The sequence below is a fragment of the Achromobacter sp. B7 genome, from assembly GCF_003600685.1.
Classification (GTDB): domain Bacteria; phylum Pseudomonadota; class Gammaproteobacteria; order Burkholderiales; family Burkholderiaceae_B; genus Achromobacter; species Achromobacter spanius_B.
Map to the genome: position 1 here is coordinate 514,789 of NZ_CP032084.1, position 22,510 is coordinate 537,298.

Annotated in this window: 19 protein-coding genes; 18 read left to right on the top strand and 1 reads right to left on the bottom strand. The window is 65.0% G+C overall.

Annotated features, from left to right (window positions below):
* Window positions 1-108: 108 nt before the first annotated feature.
* The 16 genes from DVB37_RS02345 to DVB37_RS02420 all read left to right on the top strand — a co-directional run bounded on the left by DVB37_RS02345 (window position 109) and on the right by DVB37_RS02420 (window position 18,717).
* Window positions 109-1,029 (top strand): branched-chain amino acid ABC transporter permease, encoded by a 921-nt coding sequence (locus DVB37_RS02345; protein WP_046807392.1) that lies wholly within the window; start codon window positions 109-111, stop codon window positions 1,027-1,029.
* A complete protein-coding gene (locus tag DVB37_RS02350; protein ID WP_120153689.1) occupies window positions 1,029-1,994 on the top strand; it encodes a branched-chain amino acid ABC transporter permease in 966 nt (321 codons plus the stop codon). Before DVB37_RS02345 ends, DVB37_RS02350 begins: the two co-directional genes overlap by 1 nt.
* A complete protein-coding gene (locus DVB37_RS02355; RefSeq protein ID WP_120153691.1) occupies window positions 1,991-2,782 on the top strand; it encodes an ABC transporter ATP-binding protein in 792 nt (263 codons plus the stop codon). The genes DVB37_RS02350 and DVB37_RS02355 overlap by 4 nt, the downstream gene beginning before the upstream one ends.
* Window positions 2,782-3,486 carry an ABC transporter ATP-binding protein gene (locus tag DVB37_RS02360; protein ID WP_046807400.1) on the top strand — a complete coding sequence of 235 codons (705 nt, stop codon included), beginning with the start codon at window positions 2,782-2,784 and terminating at the stop codon, window positions 3,484-3,486. The genes DVB37_RS02355 and DVB37_RS02360 overlap by 1 nt, the downstream gene beginning before the upstream one ends.
* A 252-nt stretch (window positions 3,487-3,738) precedes the next feature.
* Window positions 3,739-5,727: a biofilm regulation protein phosphatase SiaA gene (gene siaA, locus DVB37_RS02365; RefSeq protein WP_205571601.1), complete on the top strand. Its 1,989-nt coding sequence runs from the start codon at window positions 3,739-3,741 to the stop codon at window positions 5,725-5,727.
* 24 nt (window positions 5,728-5,751) lie between these two features.
* A complete protein-coding gene (gene siaB / locus DVB37_RS02370) occupies window positions 5,752-6,291 on the top strand; it encodes a biofilm regulation protein kinase SiaB (RefSeq protein WP_120153693.1) in 540 nt (179 codons plus the stop codon).
* A gap of 40 nt (window positions 6,292-6,331) precedes the next feature.
* Window positions 6,332-6,709: a biofilm regulation phosphoprotein SiaC gene (gene siaC, locus DVB37_RS02375; RefSeq protein WP_104144762.1), complete on the top strand. Its 378-nt coding sequence runs from the start codon at window positions 6,332-6,334 to the stop codon at window positions 6,707-6,709.
* Entirely contained in the window at window positions 6,706-7,506 is an 801-nt protein-coding gene (gene siaD, locus DVB37_RS02380; RefSeq protein ID WP_046807397.1) for a biofilm regulation diguanylate cyclase SiaD, read from the top strand. The genes siaC and siaD overlap by 4 nt, the downstream gene beginning before the upstream one ends.
* Window positions 7,507-10,122 (top strand): EAL domain-containing protein, encoded by a 2,616-nt coding sequence (locus DVB37_RS02385; protein WP_120153695.1) that lies wholly within the window; start codon window positions 7,507-7,509, stop codon window positions 10,120-10,122. It abuts the gene before it with no gap.
* Window positions 10,123-10,856: 734 nt separating this feature from the next.
* Window positions 10,857-13,208, top strand: coding sequence for a bifunctional salicylyl-CoA 5-hydroxylase/oxidoreductase (locus tag DVB37_RS02390; protein ID WP_120153697.1), 2,352 nt, complete (start codon window positions 10,857-10,859; stop codon window positions 13,206-13,208).
* Entirely contained in the window at window positions 13,205-13,996 is a 792-nt protein-coding gene (locus tag DVB37_RS02395; protein WP_120153699.1) for an SDR family NAD(P)-dependent oxidoreductase, read from the top strand. Before DVB37_RS02390 ends, DVB37_RS02395 begins: the two co-directional genes overlap by 4 nt.
* A 41-nt stretch (window positions 13,997-14,037) precedes the next feature.
* A complete protein-coding gene (locus DVB37_RS02400; RefSeq protein WP_046806569.1) occupies window positions 14,038-14,895 on the top strand; it encodes an enoyl-CoA hydratase family protein in 858 nt (285 codons plus the stop codon).
* A 2-nt stretch (window positions 14,896-14,897) separates the two neighbouring features.
* Window positions 14,898-16,067 carry an acyl-CoA dehydrogenase family protein gene (locus DVB37_RS02405; protein WP_120157379.1) on the top strand — a complete coding sequence of 390 codons (1,170 nt, stop codon included), beginning with the start codon at window positions 14,898-14,900 and terminating at the stop codon, window positions 16,065-16,067.
* 72 nt (window positions 16,068-16,139) lie between these two features.
* The gene (locus DVB37_RS02410; protein WP_120153701.1) at window positions 16,140-17,780 is read left to right on the top strand and encodes an AMP-binding protein; all 1,641 of its coding nucleotides are present in this window, start codon (window positions 16,140-16,142) and stop codon (window positions 17,778-17,780) included.
* Window positions 17,781-17,833: 53 nt separating this feature from the next.
* Entirely contained in the window at window positions 17,834-18,259 is a 426-nt protein-coding gene (locus DVB37_RS02415; RefSeq protein WP_046806567.1) for a thioesterase family protein, read from the top strand.
* 50 nt (window positions 18,260-18,309) lie between these two features.
* A complete protein-coding gene (locus tag DVB37_RS02420) occupies window positions 18,310-18,717 on the top strand; it encodes a RidA family protein (protein ID WP_006217230.1) in 408 nt (135 codons plus the stop codon).
* 49 nt (window positions 18,718-18,766) lie between these two features.
* Here DVB37_RS02420 and DVB37_RS02425 read toward each other — a convergent pair whose 3' ends face one another.
* Window positions 18,767-19,753: an AraC family transcriptional regulator gene (locus tag DVB37_RS02425; protein WP_046806566.1), complete on the bottom strand. Its 987-nt coding sequence runs from the start codon at window positions 19,751-19,753 to the stop codon at window positions 18,767-18,769.
* 277 nt (window positions 19,754-20,030) lie between these two features.
* Between DVB37_RS02425 and DVB37_RS02430 the strand changes: the two genes are divergently transcribed.
* On the top strand, window positions 20,031-21,209 hold the full coding sequence (locus DVB37_RS02430; RefSeq protein ID WP_120153703.1) for an ABC transporter substrate-binding protein: 1,179 nt from the start codon (window positions 20,031-20,033) through the stop codon (window positions 21,207-21,209).
* A 55-nt stretch (window positions 21,210-21,264) separates the two neighbouring features.
* Window positions 21,265-22,509: a dienelactone hydrolase family protein gene (locus DVB37_RS02435; RefSeq protein ID WP_120153705.1), complete on the top strand. Its 1,245-nt coding sequence runs from the start codon at window positions 21,265-21,267 to the stop codon at window positions 22,507-22,509.
* Window position 22,510: the final 1 nt, after the last annotated feature.

Here is a 22,510-nt window from a genome sequence, read left to right on the forward strand (position 1 = left end):
AGCCGTGGTTTCCGGCCCAGCCGGACGCGGCCGGCGCGCGCCGCCGTCCCATGTAGGTTTGAATCGCACGCGCACCGCTATCCAGGCGCGCGGCAGGGGGAAGTGTTCATGACGTTTACGCTGATCGTCGAGCAATTGCTGAACGGTCTGCAGTTTGGGTTGATGTTGTTTTTGATCGCGGCCGGGCTGACCCTGGTTTTCGGCATCATGGACATCATGAATCTGGCTCACGGCTCGCTCTACATGGCCGGCGCCTATGTCGCCGCCGAGACCATGCAGCGCACAGGTTCATTCACCGCCGCCGTCCTGGTGGCGGCCGTCGCCACCGGCCTGGTCGGCGTGGTGCTGGAACTGACGCTTATCCGCCGCCTTGCGCTGCGCGACCATCTGGCCCAGGTGCTGGGCACCTACGCCGTCATCCTTATCGCCAATGACCTGGTCAAGATGATCTGGGGTCCGGCGCCCGTCATGCTGAACATGCCGGCTGTGTTGTCAGGTCCGGTGCGGCTGCTGCCCGACCTGCTGTACCCGGCCTATCGGCTGATGATCATCGTGTTCGGCGTGGCCGCCGCCGCAGGGCTGTACTGGTTCGTGACGCGCACCCGCGCCGGCGTGCTGGTGCGGGCCGGCGCGTCCAATCGCCAGATGGCCACGCTGATGGGCGTGCGCGTGCCCTTGCTGTTCCTGGGCGTGTTCGTGCTGGGCGCCATGCTGGCCGCCGTGGCCGGCGCGTTGCTGGGGCCGATCACGTCGGTGCAGGTCGGCATGGGCGAAGAAATCCTGATCCTGGTGCTGGTGTGCATCGTCATCGGCGGCATCGGATCGATTCGTGGCGCGTTTGTCGGCGCCTTGCTGGTGGGCATGGTCGACACGGCGGGGCGGGCCTTCCTGCCCATGTTGCTGCGCCAGGTCTTTTCGCCCGCTGTCGCGTCCAGTGTCGGTCCGACGCTGGCCGCCATCGCCATCTACGTATTGATGGCGGCCGTGCTGGTGTTCCGGCCCTCGGGCCTCTTTCCGGCGCGGGGTTGATGATGAAAAGCACAATCTGGACGGTGGTCCTGTTGTTGGCGCTGGCGGCATTCCCGCTGGTCGCGCCCGCACTGGGCCTGGATTTCTACATTTCGTTCGTGCGCCGCGTGCTGATCTACGCCCTGGCCGCGACCAGCCTGAACCTGATCCTGGGTTACGGCGGCATGGTGGCGCTGGGCCACGCGGCCTTCTTTGGCGCGGGCGCCTACGCCGTGGGCATCCTGGCGATGTCGGGCGTTACATCGGCGTTTATCGTCTGGCCGGTGGCGATGCTGCTGGCGGCCGTGCTGGCCGCGATCACGGGGGCGATCTCGCTGCGCACGCGTGGCGTCTACTTCATCATGATCACGCTGGCGTTCGCGCAGATGCTGTTCTATATCTTCATTTCGCTGCGCCAGTACGGCGGGGAAGACGGGCTGAACCTGCCCGGCTATTCCACCTTGCCGGGCATCGACCTGGCTAATGACGTCAGCTTCTATTACCTGGTGCTGGTGCTGTTTGCGCTGCTGATGTGGGTGTTCAGCCGCGTGGTGTCGTCGCGCTTTGGCACCGCCTTGCAGGGCATTCGCGAAAACGAATCGCGCATGGAATCCATGGGCTATCCCGTCTACCGCATCAAGCTGGTGGCGTTCACGCTCAGCGGCGCGGCGGCGGGCCTGGCGGGCGCGCTGCTGGCCAATCACAACCTGTTCATTTCTCCCAGCCTGATGCATTGGACGCAGTCGGCCAACCTGCTGATCATGGTGCTGGTGGGCGGCATCGGGCTGCGCTGGGGCGGTGTGGCCGGCGCGGTCGTGATGCTGACGCTGGAAGAAGTGCTGCGCTTGTGGACGGAATACTGGCACCTGCCGCTGGGCGTGTTGCTGCTGTGCGTGGTGTTCGGCGCCCCGCGCGGTCTGGTGGGCCTGTTCGGCCCGATGTTCGGCGGACGCGCCGCTGCCCAATCCGGCAAGGTGGGATCATGAGCCTGTCATCCATTGTCCAGACCCCCTCGGCAAATACGCCCGCCTTGCAAGCCACCGGCCTGGTGCGCCGCTTTGGTGCGCTGGTGGCCACCGACAATGTGTCGCTGTCCTTGAATCCGGGTGAGATCCACGCCTTGATCGGCCCCAACGGCGCCGGCAAGTCCACGTTGATCCATCTGTTGTCCGGCACCTTGGCGGCCGACTCGGGCACGCTGACGGTCGGCGGACGCGACGTGACCGGCCTGAACGCGCACCAGCGGGTGGCGGCCGGTTTGTCCCGGTCATACCAGATCACCAATATCTTCAAGCAGTCCAACGTGTTGGACAACCTGGTCCTGGCGGTGCAGGCGCACGCCGGCAGCAGCTTCCGGTTCTGGAAGCCGCGCGCCGCCGAGGCTGCGCTGTACGAACAGGCGCGCGAGCTGGCGCGTGAATGCGCCATCGACGCCAGCCTGCTGGACCGCCCGGCCGGCACCCTGCCGCACGGCGAACAGCGCAAGGTGGAATTCGCGCTGGCGCTGGCCGCGCGTCCCAGTGTGCTGTTGCTGGACGAGCCCATGGCCGGCATGGGGCCGGACGAAACCGTCCGCCTGACCGAACTGATCGAAAGCCTGCGCGGCCGGGCCGCCATGCTGCTGGTCGAACACGACATGCAGGCGGTGTTCCGCCTGGCCGACCGTTTGTCGGTGCTGGTGTATGGCCGCGTCATCGCCACCGGCACCCCCGACGACATCCGCGCCAATCCCGAAGTGCGCCAAGCCTACCTGGGCGACGAGGAGACCGCATGATGCTGACCATTGAATCGGCCAAGAGCGGCTACGGCGCCAGCCAGGTGCTGTTCGGCGTGGACCTGCAAATTGGCGCGGGGCAGGTGGTGACGCTGCTGGGCCGCAACGGCATGGGCAAGACCACGCTGCTGCGCACCCTGTTTGGCCAGTTACCGCTGCGCGGCGGCAAGATTCACTTTGCGGGCCAGGACATCAGCGGCTGGAGCACGGACCGTATCGCGCGGGCCGGCGTGGCCATCGTGCCGGAAGGTCGCCAGTGCTTTCCGAACCTGAGCGTGCGCGAACACCTGACCGCTTTCGTGGCGGGCCGCAACCCCGACATTACGGACCCGTGGACGCCCGACCGCGTCTTCGACCTGTTCCCCCGCCTGCGCGAACGCGCCCGCAACATGGGCAACCAGTTGTCGGGCGGCGAACAGCAGATGCTGGCTATCGGCCGGGCGCTGGTGACCAATCCGCGCCTCTTGATCCTGGACGAAGCCACCGAAGGGCTGGCCCCCAAGATCCGCGAAGAGATCTGGCATTGCCTGGCGCGTCTGCGCGAAGCCGGGCAGACCATCCTGGTCATCGATAAATATGTCGAAAGGTTGCTCAGCCTGGCGGATCAGCACGTCATCCTGGAACGCGGCAAAGTGGTCTGGACGGGCGACTCCCCCGCGCTGGACGCCGACCGTGGCCTATGGGAACGCTATCTGGGCGTGTAGTAATAAAGCTGCACAGGGGCGGGTGAGCGGAAAAATAATAAGAAAAAAGTAGGAAATAAAACGCAATAAACCGCCATTTTCATTGCTGCGTTGAAACACAAGGTGTCTGGCTCGAATCCAGACGTTTGCAGCTGTTTCAAAAGCCCCCGCTGTTCTCTACACTTGTCGCGCCTGTCCCCATCGCGTGTGCTTGCCGACTGGGTACGCACGTGACGCACGTTATGTCTTATCAAGTTGTCAGGAAGACTTCGCATGGCGAAATGGGGTTTGCGCAAAAAATCATTGATGGCGCTGTTGCTGGCGTGCGTGGTCGCCTTGGCGCCTGCCGCCGTCATCGGTTGGTTGGTGCTGGACGGCGTCCGGGACCACTTCGGACGCGCCTTCGCCGATAACTTCACGCAGCTGAACCGGCAACGCATCCTGGCGCCGGTGTCGCGCGAACTGGCCTTGTCCTTGCGGCTGGCCGACAGCGAAGTCACTCGCCGCTGGCTGCGCAACGAAAACGATCCCGCCGCCCGCGAGCTGTTCTTTCGCGAGGCCGACGGCTATCGGCGCGACTTGCTTGGGCGCGCCTACTTTATCGCCAGCGCCGCCTCCGGCAACTACTACTTCAACGACGACCAGCCGCTGTCCGAGGCGCCGCGCTATACGCTCAGCCCCTCGGCAGCGGACGACGGCTGGTTCTACGCCACGCTGAAGTCGCCGGCCAAGTACAACATCAACGTCAACCCGGACCTGAAGCTCAAGACCACCAAGGTCTGGATCAACGCGCAGGTGCGCGACGGCGACAAGGTGGTGGGGCTGACCGGTGCGGGGCTGGATGTGGGCGGCTTCCTGCGCGAATTCGTCAACAGCGGCCAACCTGGCGTTACGCCGATCATCGTTGACGAAGACGGCGCCATCCAGGCGCACATGGACCCCACGCTGATCGCCTATAACTCGGGCGCGGGCGGCGGCGCGGCGGACCGCGGGCGGGTGTTCAGCCTGCTGGACGCGGGGCCGGGCCGGGAAGAATTGCGCGCGGCCATGCATGCCGCGCAGGCGGACCCGCAATCGGTGCAGACGGCCTGGGTGGTCATGGACGGCGCGCGCCAGCTGGTGTCGGTGGCGTATATGCCCGAACTGCACTGGCACGTGCTCACCCTGGTGGACCTGGGCGCCGCGCGCGTGCTGGACACCGACTGGCTGTGGCCGGCCGCCATCGGCCTGGTGGTGCTGTTCGCCGCCATGCTGCTGTGCTTTGGCTACGCCATTGAACGCCTGATGCTGCGCCCCTTGCGACGCTTGCAGCAATCGGCACGCGCCATCGCCGACGGCAGTTACGACGTGCGCCTGCCGCCGGGCGGCCAGGACGAAATCGGCGACCTCAGCCGCGCGTTCGGCGTCATGGCCGACAAGGTCCGCCAGCACACGGCCGAACTGGAAAGCAAGGTGCGCGAGCGCACCTCTGCCCTGGAAGACGCCAACCGCGCCATGGCGGCCGCGCACAAGAAGATCGGCGATTCCATCGACTACGCCAGCCTGATCCAGCGCGCCATCCTGCCCGACCGCCAGATGACGCAATCGCTGGGCGCGCACCACTTCGTGCTGTGGAAGCCGCGCGATGTGGTCGGCGGCGACTTCTACGTGTTCCGTTCCGATGGCGCCAACTGCCTGTTGGGCATCATGGATTGCGCGGGCCACGGCGTGCCGGGCGCGCTGATGACGATGCTGGCGCGCGCCGCGATCGATCTGGCGATTACCGAGGTCGGCCCCAGCGACCCGGCCGGGGTGCTGACCCGCACCGACGGCGCCATCCGCGCGATGCTTGCGGATGCGCAATTGCCGCGCGCGCTGGCCACGAATACCGATGCGGGGCTGGTATATATTGACCGCCAATCCGCGCGCCTGCGCTATGCCGGCGCGAAGATCAGCCTGTACGCCAGCGATGGCGAGACCCTGCGCGAAATCCAGGGCGGCAAGCGCGCGCTGGGCGACAAGCGGGTGGGCGTCTATGAAAACATCGACGTGCCGCTGCAATCCGGCTGGACGTATTACCTGGCCACCGACGGCTTCCTGGACCAGGCCGGCGGCGAGCACGGATTCGGTTTCGGCAACACGCGTTTCGCGGAAATGCTCAAGAGACACGCGCGGCAGCCGTTAACCGAGCAAGCAGCCGCGTTTTCGCAGGCGCTGGCGCAGTACCAGGGTGGCCGTCCCCAACGTGACGACATCACCCTGCTGTCTTTCCGTTTCGAATAAACGTTATCAGGGCGGTAACCCCCTATGAATGCCTCCGATCTCTACGCGTTGGGCGAACGGTTCAACCAGAACCGGACCCTGCTTTGCTTTAACGGGCCGATCTCCCGCAGCCTGATCGAGGAAATCGGCAATGCGCTCAAGAATTACCTGAACGCGGAACATGCGCGGCCGGCCGAAGCCATGGACGTCTTTTCGGTCTATATCGAAATGATCCAGAACATCCGCCAATACGCCACCGCCAATGGCGATGCCGAAGCCTGCGCCACGGTGGTCATAGGCCGCCGCGACGAAAGCCGCTACGTGGTGTCGGCGGGCAACAGGGTCAAGGCCGAGGACGGCCACGCGCTGGTTGCGCGCATCCGCGAACTGGCCGCGCTGGACAAGGCGGCGCTCAAGGCCGAATACAAGGCGCAGCTGCACAAGCCGCGCGCCCAGGGCGTGGCCTCGGGCGCGGGCCTGGGCCTGATCGATATTGCGCGGCGCGCCGGCGCTCCGCTGGAAGCCAGCCTGACGCCCACGGCGGGCGAGGGCGTTGCGTTCTTCAGCCTTAGCGTTGTGATCTGAAGGCTACGCGCGCAGCCAAGAATCATTTTCGGAGTATCTGATGAAAGACCTGAACATTCCCGGGACGCAGTCCACGCCCGCCATCACCGCCGACGCCGCTGCCGGCGTGCTGGCGATGCGCGGCGACTCCTACCCCGAGAATTCGTTTGAATTGTTCGGCCCGGTCATTGAATGGGTCGAAGCCTATCTGCTGGGCACGACGGCCCCGTTGCGCCTGGAACTGGAGCTGCTGTACCTGAACACCAGCAGCATCAAGTCCGTCATGGACATCTTCGACCTGCTGGAAGCGGCCCATTGCAAGGGCCAGCCGGTCAGCGTGACCTGGTTCTACGACAAGCGCAACGAGCGTGTCGGCGAGCTGGCCGAGGAATTCAAGGAAGACTGCACCTTTCCGTTTTCGGTGGTTGGCCGCGAATGAAACCGGGCGCCGCCGAGCTGGATCGCCGCATCGCCGAACTGCTGGCGGACCCTGCCCATACCGGCCACCCGCTGCGCGAGGCGCTTGAAGCGCTGTGGCGGCACACGGCCGAACAGATGGCGCGCATCGAACGCGTGACGCAGTTGTCGGACGCGTACCAATCGATGGCGCACGAGCGCGAGCTGGGCCTGTGCGACCAGTTCGACCGCCAACTGCGCCGATTGACGCGCATTGCCCGCATTTCCGATCACTACCAGAACATGATGCGGGACTTGAACACCGCGCTGGAGGAAACGTCCAGCCGCGATCCGCTGACGGGCCTGCTGAACCGGCGCGCGCTGATGGACATGATCAAGCAGGAAGTGGGCCGCGCCTCGCGCAGCAACGAGAGCTTCGTGGTTGCCATGCTGGATGTGGACCACTTCAAGGCGGTCAACGACCGCTATGGGCACGAAACCGGCGACCGCGCGCTGGTTGAACTGGCCGGGGTGCTGCGCGAAAGCCTGCGCACCGGTGATCTATGCGGACGTTGGGGCGGCGAAGAATTCCTGGTGATGCTGCCCAACACGCAACCCGAAGCCGCCCAAGGCGTCATGGACAGGCTGGTCGGCGCGGTGCGCGGGCTGGCGGTGGCGGCGGGCGAGCACGACGTATTGAGGCTGACGGTCAGCATCGGCATGGCGCACTACCAATCCGGAGAAACCTTTTCCGAAACGCTAAGCCGAGCGGACCAGGCGCTGTATCTGGCCAAGCAGGACGGACGCGATCGCGTCGCCCTTGGTTTTCCAAAGCGCTGAATGAAACCGGAACTGCTGTTTTCCGGTATGGAGCCCCTTATGCTTGACACTCATCAGGCAAGCGTTTCAAGCGCGGGCCCCCAGGGCGCCGCGTGGCATACCCAGAATTACCTGGCGTCGATGGATCGGGCGCTGTTGCTGTTCGACTTTGACGCCGATGGCGCGCTATTGAAGGCCAACGCCAATTTCCTGGCGGCGGTTGGCTATACCCGCGAAGAGGCGCTGACGCTGCGCCACGACATGCTGTGCGACAGCATGGATGAAGGCAAGGGCATCGCCAGCGGCGAACGCATCTGGACGCGCTTGCGTCGGGGCGAACATTTTTCCGGCACGTGTCGCTACCGCATGAAGGACGGCGGCAGCCTGTGGATCGAAGCCACGTACCTGCCTTTGCCCGACGAGGACGGCGCCATCACGCGCGTGTCGGTGGTGTCGCGCAAGTCGATTGCCGACGCGGAACGGCAGGAAGAGATTCGCTTGCTGCTGCTGGGCATCAACGAAACGGGCAACGCGGTGGCGGTGTCCGGTTGCGATGGCCGCATCGTCTACGTGAACGACGGCTTTCAGCGCATGCTGGGCTTTGCGCGCGGCGCCGCGCTGCATCAGGAACTGGGCGAGTTGCTGGCGGGCGGACGCCCGGACGGCGGCACGCGCGAAGAACTGGACCGCCGCATCGCTTGCCGCGAAGGCTTCCATAAAGACGTGCTGGTCTATGACCGCTGCGGCAAGCCGTTGTGGGTGTCGGTCATGGCCAACTCGGTCTTCGATGACCGTGGCACGCTGGTCAACATCGTGGATGTGCTGACCGACATTACGCCCACCAAGGTGCACGAGGTGCTGCAACGCCGCGTGCTGCAAGCCATGGTGAACGAGGCGTCGGTGGTCGAGGTCATGAACATGGTGTGCCGCGAGGTCGAGCGCCTGGCGCCCGAAGTGGCGGCGACGGTGTTGCGGGTGGACGATACGGGGCATCTGCGCCCGCTGGCGTCGCCGAGCATGCCGGACGCCTACTCCAGCGCGCTGGACGGGGTGAAGATTGGTCCGAATGTGGGCGCCTGCGGCACGTCGGCGTTCCTGGGTCGGCCGGTCATCGTGCCGGACATCGCGACGGACCCGCTGTGGGACGACTACCGCCATCTGCCGCTGCCTGAAGACATCAAGGCATGCTGGTCGTCGCCCATCAAGTCCAGCGATGGCCGGGTGATCGGTACGTTCGGCTTTTACTTCCGCGAACGCCGCCTGCCGGACGATTTTCATCATCGGCTGGTGGATGTGTGTGTGTATCTGTGCGCGCTGGCGCTGGAACGCGAGGAAGCGCGCGCCCGGATTCGTCAGTTGGCGTTCTATGACGAGCTGACGGGCTTGCCGAACCGCAATCTGTTGCTGGCGCAGGCCGAGCAGGCGATTGCGCGGGCGGAGCCGGAACGCAAGCGGGTGGCGGTGTTGTTCCTGGACCTGGATCGGTTCAAGCAGGTGAACGATACGCTGGGACATCCCATCGGCGATGCGTTGCTGCGGGATGTGGCGCAGCGTTTGCGCCGGCTGGCGCGGGCGTCGGACATCGTGGGCCGCTTGTCGGGCGACGAGTTTGTGATGCTGATGCCGGACTTCGAGCATGGCCGTCTGACGGCGGCGGCGGAACATGTCCTGGTGGCGTTGGCCCAGCCGTTTTCGGTGGGCGGCGTGACGTTGAATCCGTCGGTCAGTATCGGGATCAGCGTGTTCCCGGAGAACGGCCGCGATATGGATACGTTGCTGCGCCATGCGGACATGGCGATGTATCAGGCGAAGACGGCGGGGCGGAACCGCATTTCTTTCTTCAGCGCGGAAATGAACCGTCAGGCGCAAGAACGTCTGGCGCTGGAAGCGGCGTTGCGAGATGCGTTGGAAGCGAAGGCGTTGCGGCTGCATTATCAACCGCAGGTGGGGTTGAAGAACGGCAGTCTGTATGGAATTGAGGCGTTGGCGCGATGGCGCCATCCGACGTTGGGCGATATTTCGCCGGCGCGGTTTGTGCCGTTGGCCGAGGAATGCGGGCTGATCGGCGACCTGGGGGACTGGGCGCTGCGCGAGGCGTGTTCGCAGTTGGCGATCTGGCGCAATAACGGTTTGCGGGTGCCGTCGGTGTCGGTGAACTTGTCGGCCACGAATTTCCATAATCTGAATCTGCCGCGGATGATTGCGGCGACGTTGGCGGAATTTGGGCTGGCGCCGGCGGATCTGATGCTTGAGATCACGGAAGGGGTGGTGCTGGATGCCACGGCCGGGACGCTGCGCACGATTGCGGAGCTGCATCGCCTGGGGGTGCGGCTGTCGATGGATGACTTCGGAACCGGGTATTCCAGCCTGGGGCACTTGCGGCGGCTGATCGTCGATGAGCTGAAACTGGATCGCAGCTTTGTGCAGGGGCTGGAAAGCGATGATGCGGCGCGGGCGTTGACCAGTGCGGTGATACGGATTGGTGAAAGCTTGAGCCTGCCTGTGGTGGCTGAAGGCGTCGAGAATGAAGAGCAGCGACGGTTTTTGATCGAGCAGGGGTGCGCGGCGGGGCAGGGGTTTTTGTTTTCGCCACCGTTGCCGGCGGGGGAGTTGGAGGAGTGGTTGCGGGGGAGGTAGGTGGCTGTTTTGGGTTGGCGTTCTAGGGGCGGGTGTTGGGTTCTTTTGACGCCCGGCGCGGCGACGGCACGGGGCGGCGGGTCAACGATTGCGGTCCGGAGCCTTCGCTCCGGACTGCCCCGTCGTCATCCTCGTTGTCGCCTGCGGCGACTGCCTTCGGATTCCCTCGGGCTTATCGACTCCCCACCGCCCCGTGCCGCCGCCGCGCCGGGCTGCGATCGGGCATTGTGATCGGTCGCTGGGGCGGGTGGGGTTCTTGAGGGTTTAGCCACGGGTGGGGTGGGGCGGAAGGTCTTGCGGGGCCCGCCCCAGGCCGGCCGCGCGGGCGGCCTTTTGGGGCTTACGCGCTTTTGTGCGTCGGTGGGGGGCGCTCTCGCGCTTTTCGGGGCGGGTCTTGCGTGCGTTGGCGCGCTGGCTCTGGCTCTCGTTCTCTGCTTCTCTCCCCTGCCTCTCTCCCCTGCTTCTTTTCTCTGCTTCTATTCCTTTCTTTCAATTTGCCTTGCTGGCTCCGCGCGGCGGGTGCGGCACTATTTTGTGGTCCGTGCGGTTTGTCTTTTTTGCGGTGACGTTCGTTGCCGTGTCCCTTTTTTCTGGTTTTCCTAATAGCTTTCCCGCATTTGCGCACCCCTCACTTCAGGTATATATTTCAAGCCTAAACTATCCAGACCTAAATATCCGCGGCGCCCCGCTCCGATACACGAGCGACTGTCGCGTACCTCGGAGCGTATACGGCAATGAAAATAGTCTGCATCGGCGGCGGTCCCGCCGGCCTGTATTTTGGTCTGCTCATGAAGTTGCAGAACCCCGCTAACGAAGTGACGGTCATCGAACGTAATCGTCCGTATGACACCTTTGGATGGGGCGTGGTGTTTTCGGATGCCACCATGCAGAACTTGCGTGAAGCCGATCCCGTGTCCGCTCAGACCATTGGCGATGCGTTCAACCATTGGGATGACATCGACATCCATTTCAAGGGCCGCAGCATCCGCAGCAGCGGGCACGGTTTTATCGGGATTGGGCGCAAGAAGCTGTTGAACATCTTGCAGGCGCGTTGCGAGGATGTGGGCGTGAAGCTGGTGTTCGAGAACTTTGTTCAGGACGATCAGGCCATTGCCCGCGAGTACGACGCGGACCTGGTGATTGCGTCGGACGGTATCAACAGCCAGATCCGTACGCGCTACGCGGATACGTTCCACCCGGATATTGACCAGCGTCGTTGCCGCTTTGTGTGGCTGGGCACGAAGAAGGTGTTTGATGCGTTCACGTTTGCGTTCGTGCAGACGGAACACGGCTGGTTCCAGGCGCATGCCTATCGTTACGAAGATGGCATGTCGACGTTTATTGTCGAGACGCCTGAAGAGACGTGGCAGGCGGCGGGCATTGAGCAGATGAGCCAGGAAGAGGGCATTGCGTACTGCGAAAAGCTGTTTGCGCCCTGGCTGGATGGCAATGCGCTGATCAGCAATGCGTCGCACCTGCGTGGCTCGGCGATCTGGATTCGTTTCCCGCGGGTGATCTGCAACACCTGGGTGCACTGGAATACGCTGGAGACGGCGCGCGGTCAGCGTCGGGTGCCGGTTGTGCTGATGGGCGATGCGGCGCACACGGCGCACTTTTCCATTGGCTCGGGCACCAAGCTGGCGCTTGAGGATTCCATCGAGCTGGCGCGCTGCCTGAGCGGCGCCGAGGGCAGCGTCGAGGCGGGGCTGAAGCACTATGAAGAGGTGCGCAGCGTCGAGGTGCTGAAGATTCAGAACGCGGCGCGCAATTCCACCGAGTGGTTCGAGAACGTTGAGCGTTACGCCGAACTGGAGCCGGAGCAGTTTGCGTATTCGTTGCTGACGCGTTCGCAGCGCATCTCGCATGAAAACCTGCGCTTGCGTGATCCGGCGTGGTTGGAAGGGTTTGAGCGCTGGATTGCGGAACGTGCCGGTGCGCCGGCGGCGCCGGGTCAGCGTCCGGCCATTCCGATGCTGACGCCGTATCAGGTGCGCGGCGTGCGCTTGAAGAATCGCATTCTGGTGTCGCCGATGGCGATGTATTCGTGCACGGACGGCGTGCCGGGTGATTTTCATCTGGTGCACCTGGGGGCGCGCGCCATGGGCGGCGCGGGGCTGGTCATGGTTGAGATGACGTGCGTGTCGCCGGATGGGCGCATCACGCCGGGGTGCCCGGGCCTGTGGAACGACGAGCAGACGCAGGCGTTCAAGCGCATTGTGGATTTCGTGCATGGCAATAGCGATGCGCGGATCGGTGTGCAGCTGGGCCATGCGGGCCGCAAGGGGTCAACGCAGCTGGGCTGGCAGAAGATCGATCACCCGTTGGCGGAAGGGAATTGGCCGTTGCTGTCGGCCTCGGCGCTGCCGTACATCGAAGGGGTGTCGCAGACGCCGCGCGCGATGACGCGTGCCGACATGGACGATGCGCGCGACAACTTTGTGGCGGCGGCTCGGCGCGCGCAAGCGGCCGGTTTCGATTGGCTGGAGCTGCACTGCGCGCACGGCTACCTGCTGTCCAGTTTCATTTCGCCGCTGACGAACCATCGGGACGACGAGTACGGCGGCAGCCTGGAAAACCGCTTGCGCTTCCCGTTGGAGGTCTTCAAGGCGGTGCGCGAGGTGTGGCCGCAGGACAAGCCGATGTCGGTGCGGATTTCGGCCAGCGATTGGGTGGAAGGCGGCATCACCGCCGACGACGCGGTGGAGATCGCGCGCCATTTCAAGGCGGCGGGCGCCGACATGATCGATTGCTCGTCCGGTCAGGTCAGCAAGGAAGAGAAGCCGGTTTACGGCCGCATGTTCCAGACGCCGTTCGCGGATCGCGTGCGCAACGAGGCGGGCATTCCCACCATCGCGGTGGGCGCCATTTTCGAAGCGGACCATGCCAACGGCATCATCGCGTCGGGCCGGGCGGACCTGTGCGCGTTGGCGCGTCCCCATCTGGCCGATGCCTCGTGGACGCTGCGTGAAGCGGCGCGCGTGGGCTATCGCGATGTGGCCTGGCCCAGCCAGTACTTTGCGGGCAAGCGCCAGCTGGAAACCAACTTCGAACGCGCTGCCGCGATGGCGCAACTGGATATCAAATGACAAGTCTTGCGCAACCGCTGGCGGGGCGCCACGCCTTGGTGACGGGGGGCGCGCGCGGCATCGGGCTGGCCAGCGCGCGTGCGCTGCTGGCGCGTGGTGCACGCGTGACGCTGCTGGGCCGTGATGGCGCGGCGCTGGAAGCGGCCACGGATAGCCTGGCCGCGTTGGGGCAGGTGCAGTCCGTCAGCGCCGACATCGCGGACGAAGCGTCGGTACGAGCCGCGTTTGCACAGGCAGAAGCAGAATTCGGCCCGGTGCTGGTGTTGGTGAACAACGCGGGCCAGGCGGTCAGCCAGCGCTTTGACCGCACCGACGCCGCGCTGTGGCACCAGATGATCGCGGTGAACCTGACCGGCACGTTTCACTGCATCCAGGCTGCGTTGCCCGGCATGCTGCAAGAAAAATGGGGCCGCGTTATCAACGTGGCCAGCACGGCGGGCCTGACCGGCTATGGGTATGTCAGTGCTTACTGCGCCGCCAAGCATGGCGTGATCGGGCTGACCCGTTCACTGGCGCTGGAAACCGCGCAGAAGGGCGTCACCGTGAACGCGGTGTGCCCGGGCTACACCGAGACCGACATCGTGCGCGGCGCGGTGGCCAATATCGTCGACAAGACCGGCATGACGCCGGACGCCGCTCGCGCCAAACTGGCCGAGCGCAACCCGCAGGGCCGCCTGGTGCAGCCCGAGGAAGTGGCCGAAACGGTGGCATGGCTGGCGTTGCCGGCCTCGGCCTCGGTCAACGGGCAGGCGATCGCCGTGGACGGCGGCGAAGTGATGACCGGCTAGGCCGGCGCCCCATCAACCCCTGGATAACGAACGGAGACACCATGAGCAAGCAGTCCGAAGAGCACACCATGAAGCACCACAAGCGTCCGCTGGCCGGCTATCAGGCGCAGACGTTTCTGTGGGAGGTGTCGGCCGACGGCAAGATCGGCACGGTCACGCTGAACCGGCCCGAACGCAAGAACCCGTTGACGTTCGATTCGTACGCCGAACTGCGCGACCTGTTCCGTTCGCTGGTGTATGCCACCGACGTGAAGGTCGTGGTGGTGACGGGCGCGGGCGGCAACTTCTGCTCGGGTGGCGATGTGCACGAGATTATCGGGCCGCTGACCAAGATGAGCATGCCCGAGCTGCTGGACTTCACCCGCATGACGGGCGACCTGGTCAAGGCGATGCGCGCCTGCCCGCAGCCCATCGTGGCGGCGGTGGATGGGGTGTGCGCGGGTGCGGGCGCCATGGTGGCGCTGGCCGCCGATATGCGTTTGGGCACGCCGGCCGCGCGCACGGCGTTCCTGTTCACCCGCGTGGGTTTGGCGGGCGCCGACATGGGCGCGTGCACCTTGCTGCCGCGCATGATCGGCCAGGGCCGCGCATCCGAATTGCTGTACACCGGCCGCGCCATGACGGCAGACGAGGGCGCCAGCTGGGGTTTCTTCAACGCGCTGCATGATTCGGCCAAGCTGGCCGAAGCCGCGCAGACGCTGGCCGCGCAACTGGCCGCCGGCCCGACGTTCGCGCATGGCGTCACCAAGAAGTTGCTGCATCAGGAATGGAACATGGGCGTGGACGAGGCCATCGAGGCTGAAGCCGAGGCCCAGGCCATCTGCATGCAGACGCGGGACTTCCATCGCGCCTACGAGGCCTTCGTGGCCAAGCAAAAGCCGGTCTTCGAGGGGAACTGATGATGCGTGACGCAAGCTGGCTGGACTGGCCTTTTTTTGACGATGCGCACCGCAAGCTGGCGCACGAGGTGGACGCCTGGTGCGAGGCGTCGCTGGGCGACGTTGACCATCACGACGCGGACGCCGCGTGCAAGAAGCTGGTCAAGGCCATGGGCCAGGCCGGCTGGTTGCGCTACGCGGTGGCGGGCGGCCCGGGCGGTGCCTGGGGCGGCGCGCTGCCGGAAGTCGATTCGCGCGCCGTGTGCATCCTGCGCGAAACGTTTGCGCGCCACGAAGGCTTGGCGGATTTTGCCTTTGCGATGCAAGGGCTGGGCAGCGGCGCCATCTCGTTGATGGGCTCGGACGAATTGCGCCAACGCTACCTGCCGCGCGTGGCGCGGGGCGAAGCCATTGCCGCCTTTGCGCTGTCGGAACCCGATGCCGGTTCCGACGTGGCCGCGCTGGCCTGCGAAGCCAGGCAGGACGGCGATCATTACGTACTGAACGGCACCAAGACGTGGATCTCGAACGGCGGCATCGCGGATTTCTACGTGGTGTTTGCCCGCACCGGCGAGGCCCCGGGCGCGCGCGGTATCAGTGCCTTCGTGGTGGATGCCGACACGCCGGGGTTTGACGTCAGCGAACGCATCGAACTGATCGCGCCGCACCCGCTGGCCACGATCACGTTCGACAACTGCCGCGTGCCGGCCTCGCATCGTTTGGGCGATGCGGGCCAGGGCTTCAAGCTGGCCATGATGACGCTGGATATTTTCCGCGCCTCGGTGGCGGCGGCCGCGCTGGGGTTCGCGCGCCGCGCGCTGGACGAAGGCCTGGCGCGCGCCAAGTCGCGCCGCATGTTCGGCCAGACGCTGGCCGACCTGCAACTGACGCAAGCCGCGCTGGGCGACATGGCGACCGCCATCGACGCCTCGGCGTTGCTGACGTATCGCGCCGCGTGGATGCGCGACGTGCAAAAGCTGCGCACCACGCGCGAAGCCGCGATGGCCAAGATGACGGCCACGGAATCGGCGCAGACCGTGATCGACCGCGCCTTGCAGATGTTTGGCGGCGCGGGCGTGGTATCGGGGATGCCGGTGGAGAAGCTTTACAGGGAAATCAGAGCGCTGCGTATTTACGAAGGCGCCACCGAAGTGCAGAAGTTGATCATTGCCCGTGAATTGTTGAAGTCGTAAGGGGCCATCGAGCCCTCGCCTTCCAGCAAGAAAAAACCACACCGCACCGCATCGCACATCAAGGGGAATTTCATGGAAGTATCCGCCCACATCGACACCTTTGCCCGGGACAATCTACCCCCGGGCGATCAATGGCCCGAGTTCCTGCTTGATGGCCCCGACGTGGCCTACCCCAAGCGGTTCAATTGCGCTGTTGAACTGGTGGATGCCATGGCCGATCGCGGCTTTGGCGATCGCGTTGCGCTGCGCTGGCGCGACGGCGACAAGCAAGCCACGATGAGCTATCGCGAGCTGGCCGCGCTGACCAACCGCATTGCGCGCGTGCTGACCGAGGACATGGGCCTCGCGCCCGGCAATCGTCTGCTGCTGCGCGGACCGAACAACCCGATGATGGCGGCGGCCTGGCTGGCCGCGATCAAGGCGGGGCTGGTGACGGTGCCGACGATGCCGCTGCTGCGCGCCAAGGAACTCAAGCAGATCATTGAAAAGGCGCAGATCCAGGCGGTGCTGTGCGATGCACGCCTGAAGGAAGAAGCGCAGTTCTGCGCACAGCCCGACCACGAGCATCATTGCCCGCAGCTGACGCAGGTCATGTTTTTCAATGACGCCGCGCCCGATGCGCTGGACGCGCTGGCCGCCACCAAGCCCGACGATTTCACCGCTTGCGATACCGCCGCCGACGACGTGTGCCTGATCGCCTTTACCAGCGGCACCACGGGCTCGCCCAAGGGCTGCATGCACTTTCATCGCGACGTGCTGGCGATGTGCGACCTGTTCCCCAAGCATGTGATCAAGCCCGGCCCCGACGATATCTTCTGCGGCACGCCGCCGCTGGCCTTCACGTTTGGCCTGGGCGGGCTGCTGTGCTTTCCCCTGCGCGTGGGCGCCAGTACGGTGCTGGCGGAAAAGCTGTCGCCGGAAAGCCTGCTTGAACTGATCCAGGACTTCCGCGCCACCATCGTTTTCACCGCGCCCACGTTCTACCGCCAGATGGCCGCGCTGGTCGGCAAGTTTGATTTGTCGTCGCTGAAGAAAAGCGTGTCGGCGGGCGAAGCGTTGCCGGACGCCACGCGTCAGTTGTGGAAGCAGGCCAGCGGCATCGAAATGATCGATGGCATCGGCGGCACCGAAATGATCCATGTGTTCGTGTCCAGCCCGCCCGAGGCCGTCAAGCGCGGCGCCATCGGCAAGGTGGTGCCGGGCTATGTGGCGCAAGTGGTGGACGACGATATGAAGCCGGTGCCCAACGGCACGGTCGGCCGACTGGCCATCAAAGGCCCCACCGGCTGCCGCTACCTGGCCGACGAGCGCCAGCGCCGGTTTGTACAGCAGGGCTGGAACCTGCCGGGCGACACGTTCATGCAGGACGATGACGGCTATCTGTACTATCAGGCGCGCAACGACGACATGATCGTCTCGGCCGGCTACAACATCGCCGGGCCGGAAGTGGAAGACGCGCTGCTGCGCCACGAAGCCGTGGCCGAGTGCGGCGTGGTCGGCGCGCAGGACGACGAGCGCGGCCAGTTGGTCAAGGCGTTTGTGGTGCTCAAGCCCGGCTACACGGCCAGCGATGCGTTGGTGGCCGACATGCAGGCGTTCGTAAAGGCCAGCATCGCCCCGTACAAATATCCGCGCGCCATTGAATTCGTGACCGCATTGCCCCGTACCGAAACCGGCAAGCTGCAACGCTTTGCGCTGCGCAAGATGGCTTGAACGCGAAGTCGGGAAATCAGGAAATCAGGAAATCAGAAACTCAGGAACTCATCATGGCCGCAGCATTCACCAGCCAGGTAGAAGTCCGCTTTCGTCATTGCGACCCGGCGGGCATTGTGTTCTACCCCCGCTATTTTGAAATGATCAATGACTTTGTCGAAGAATGGTTCGACAAGGGCATGGGCCTGCCTTTCCATGCCCTGCATGTGGACCGGCATATCGGCACGCCCATGGCGTCGGTGACGTGCGATTTCAGCGCGCCCAGCCGCTGGCATGAACGCCTGCGCCAAACGCTGGAAGTCCAGCGTATCGGCGGCGCGTCGTTCAAGGCGCTGGTGCGCTTTGAAGGGCCGGACGGACAGTTGCGCTTGTCGGCCACGCTGACGATCGTGACGGTGGATTTACGGACGATGAAGTCCATGCCCATGCCTGCCGACCTGCGGGAACGCATGCAGGCTTATCTGGTTCCCGCGGCCTGACGCCGCGAGACCACCCAGTCGTTTGTTTTTTATAAATAGGATGAGACGTTATGAAGATTCTGCAACCGCCGGATTGGATGGCGCCCCGGGGCTATTCGAATGGTGTGCTTACCGAAATGACGGTGGGCAGCAAGCTCGTGTTCGTGGGCGGGCAGGTGGGGTGGAATGGGCAGCAGCAATTCGAATCGGATGATCTGGCGGACCAGGTCCGCCAGACGCTGTCGAACATTGTCGCCATCCTGGCCGAAGGCGGCGCCAAGCCCGAACACATCGTGCGCATGACGTGGTACGTCACCGACAAGGAGGCCTATGTGGCGGCGTATCCGGCCATCGGCAAGCACTACCGCGAGTTCATCGGCCGGCACTTTCCGGCGATGACGGCGGTGGAAGTGGCGGACCTGGTCGAGGACCGCGCCAAGGTTGAAATCGAAGTGACGGCGGTGGTGCCCGCTGCCTGAGCCGGTGCCAAGGGCGGCTTGATTCCGGCGCTTTGCCCCGGGCCGCGTTCTACCCTTGCCCACGCCGCGTCTCGCGCGGCAGTTCGCCAAACCGTTCCCGGTAATACTCCGAGAACCTTCCCAAGTGCCCAAAGCCCACGCCCAGCGCCACGTCGGTGACGCTGGCGTGGGCGTCTGTCTTGAGCTTTTGTCGCGCCGTGTCCAGCCGCAACGCGCGCAGCGCAATCATGGGCGTGGTATCCCGGTGTTCCTGAAACAAGCGGGTCAGCGCGGTAGCGCTGGCGCCGGCGTGGCGGGCGATGTCGGTCAAGGTCAGCGGGGCCGACAGGTGCTCGCGCATATACGATTCCGCCAGCGTCAGGCGGCGCGGCAAGCGGGGCGACTGGCCCGCGTGCGACTGCCAGCTGTTGGGCTGGTTGTACAGCAGGTGCAGCACCAGCGTGTCTTCCAGGTGTTCCAGCCATGCCGAGGGCGGGCGCAGGGCGCCGTCATCCAGCGTGGGCAGCAGGTGAATCATGCTGGTGACCATGCTGCGCCAGGCCGCGCCCACGGGGTTGTCCAGGCGCAGCGCGGGGCTGAAGTCCAGCGGCAGGGTGGCGGCCTCGCCAAAGGCGCGGCGGCCGATGGCTTCGAGCTTGCCGCGCGGAATCTTCAACAGCAGCTGCTCGCAGCCGGCCTCCCAGTGCAGGCGTAGCGGGCGGTTCGGTGCGATGACGGCGGCGCAATCGGGGTGGGCGTCCACGCAGTCGTCGCCGCATTCAATGCGCGCGCGGCCGCGCAGCGGCACCTGCACCAGCATGAAATCCTGCAAGCGGTCGGGCTCAATATGCACTTCGGCGCCGTAGCGCAACGTACAGACCGTCAGCGCGCCAAACCGGCCCCGGTTCAGCTCGGCGTCCACGCGGCCGCCCTTCCAGGTCAGCCGGTGTTCCTTCAGCGCTTCGGACACGCGCGTGCGTGTCTCGTCCTGTTGCGTGGAGCTGAACACGCGGCGCTTGAATAGCGGCGCAAGTTCTCGTCGTGACCAGCCGTGCATGGAAGCCTCCGGAACGGGAACGCTCCCGTATCTGGGGCCAGAATAAATTAATCGGCCAGGGTTTGGAATTAAGTGAATCCCGGATAAGGCTGGGCGGAAACGGATAGAGCGGCGCGCCCGGGCGGCATACGCTAGCCCAAGCTCTCTTGCGGGTATTGGAGGGCGTCGTCACGGCGCGTAAGCTTGGCGACTTCGATCGGCGGCATGCGTGTACCGACGGCAGACGGGATCTGTCAGCTTTGCGCCAGCGTGGCTGGCGGCGAAAACGGGGTAGCCCATGATTCAACATCTTTGGAGCCGGCGCGCGCTGGCGGCGCTGGTCTGTATGTCCGCCATGGCAAGCGCCGGGGCGGCCGACAAGGTCAAGGTGGGGTTGCTGACGACGTTGTCCGGGCCAGGGTCGGCGCTGGGCAATGAGATCCGCGACGGCTTCAATCTGGCGCTGCAACATACCGGTGGCAAGCTGGGCGGCCTGCCTGCCGAGGTCATCGTGGCCGATGACCAGCAGAAGGCGGACGCAGGCCGCCAGGCGGTGGAACGCCTGCTCAAGCGCGACCGCGTGGATGTCATGACGGGCATCGTGTTCTCGAACGTGCTGCTGCCGGTGATGCCCGCCATCTTGCAATCGAACACGGTGTACCTCAGCACCAACACGGGCCCCGAGAACTACGCGGGCGCCGGCTGCAACCCCAACTTTTTCGCGGTGGCCTGGCAGAACGAGGACATCCCCGCCGCCATGGGCAAGTACGCCATGGACCAGGGCTATAAGCGCGTGGCGCTGATTGCGCCCGACTACCCGGGCGGCCGCGAATCGCTCAACGGCTTCAAGCGTCTGTACAAGGGCGGGCTGTCCGAGGAGATCTACACGCAGCTGGGCCAATTGGACTACGGCGTAGAGATTACCCGGCTGCGCGCCAGCAAGCCCGACGCGGTGTTTTTCTTTTTGCCTGGCGGCATGGGCGTGAACTTCATCAAGCAATTCAACGGCGCGGGCCTGTCCAAGGACATCGCGCTATTGGCGCCCGGTTTCTCGGGTGACGAAGACACCATCGCGGCGGTGGGCGCGCCGATTGTGGGCATGCGCAACACGTCGCAGTGGGCCGCCGACCTGGACAACCCGGCCAACCGGAAATTCGTCGAAGACTTCAAGAAGACCTACAAGCGCACGCCCACGCTGTATGCCTCGCAGGGCTATGACGCGGCCATGCTGCTGGACAGCGCCGTGCGGCAAACGGGCGGCAAGCTGGACGCCGACGCGCTGCGCCCGGCGCTGCGGCGCGCGGATTTCAAATCGGTGCGAGGCGACTTCAAGTTCAACCGCAACCAATACCCCATCCAGAACTACTACCTGCGCGTCGTTGAGGCGGGCGCGGACGGCAAGCTGGCCAACAAGCTGTCGGGCACGGTGCTGACGCAGTACCAGGACCCGTTCGCCGCCGCCTGCCAGATGAAATAGGCGCCGGCCGCCACGGCAATCGCGCCGCGGGCACGTTGCAACACAGGAGAACCGCATGACCCCATCCATCACGACGCGCGAGGTGACCGTTCCCTCGCACGACGGCAAGACCTTCAGCGCCTATCTGGCCGTGCCCGCCTCGGGCCACGGCCCCGGGCTGGTGCTGTGCCAGGAAATCTTCGGCGTGAACGACTTCATGCGCCGGGCCGCGCAGCTGCTGGCCGAAGAGGGCTATGTGGTGCTGGTGCCCGACCTGTTCTGGCGCCAGCAGCCCGGCATTGAACTGACCGACGGCCCGGCCGACATGCCGCGCGCGTTCGAGCTGTATCAGGGCTTTGACGTCGAGCAGGGCTTGAAAGACATTGCCGCCACCATCACCCTGCTGCGCGACTTGCCCGAGCAGCAGGGCGGCGTCGGCGTGCTGGGCTATTGCCTGGGCGGCAAGCTGGCCTATCTGGCCGCCTGCCGCACCGATGTGGACGTGGCCGTGGGGTATTACGGCGTGGGCATCGAAGACAGCCTGGACGAAGCCGTCAACCTGCGCGGCCGCCTGGTGCTGCACATTGCCGAGCAGGACGGTTTCTGTCCGCCCGCCGCGCGCCAGCGCATCCTGGACGCGCTGGGCGGCAAGCCCGGCGTCGAGCTGTACGTGTACCCGGGCATGGACCACGCTTTTGCGCGCACGGGCGGCGATCACTACGACAAGCCCGCCGCGTTGATGGCGCACCAGCGCAGCATGGCCGCGCTGCAACGCGCCATCGGCCCCGAGTTCGATTATTCGTACTTGTGGGACAAGCACTGCGAATACGAATTCGGCACGCGCGACGTGGCCGCCACGATGGCGACGATGGTGGCCGAACCCTACGTGAACCACATCCCCACCATGACGGGCGGCGTGGGCCACAAGGAACTGTCGCGTTTCTACCAGCACCATTTCGTCAACGGCAACCCGCCCGACACGCGCCTGATTCCGCTGTCGCGCACCGTGGGCGCCACCCAGATCGTGGACGAACTGCTGTTCTGCTTCACGCACACCACCGAGATCGACTGGATGCTGCCCGGCGTGCCGCCCACCGGCCGCACCGTGGAAATTCCGCTGCTTGCCGTGGTGAAGTTCCGGGGCGACAAGCTCTATCACGAGCACATCTATTGGGACCAGGCCAGCGTGCTGGTGCAGGTGGGCCTGCTGGACCCCACCGGCTTGCCGGTGGCGGGCCGCGAGACCGCCGCCAAGTTGCTGGATGAAACCCTGCCGTCCAACACGCTGATGGCGCGTTGGAAAGACAGCGAGAACAAGTAGG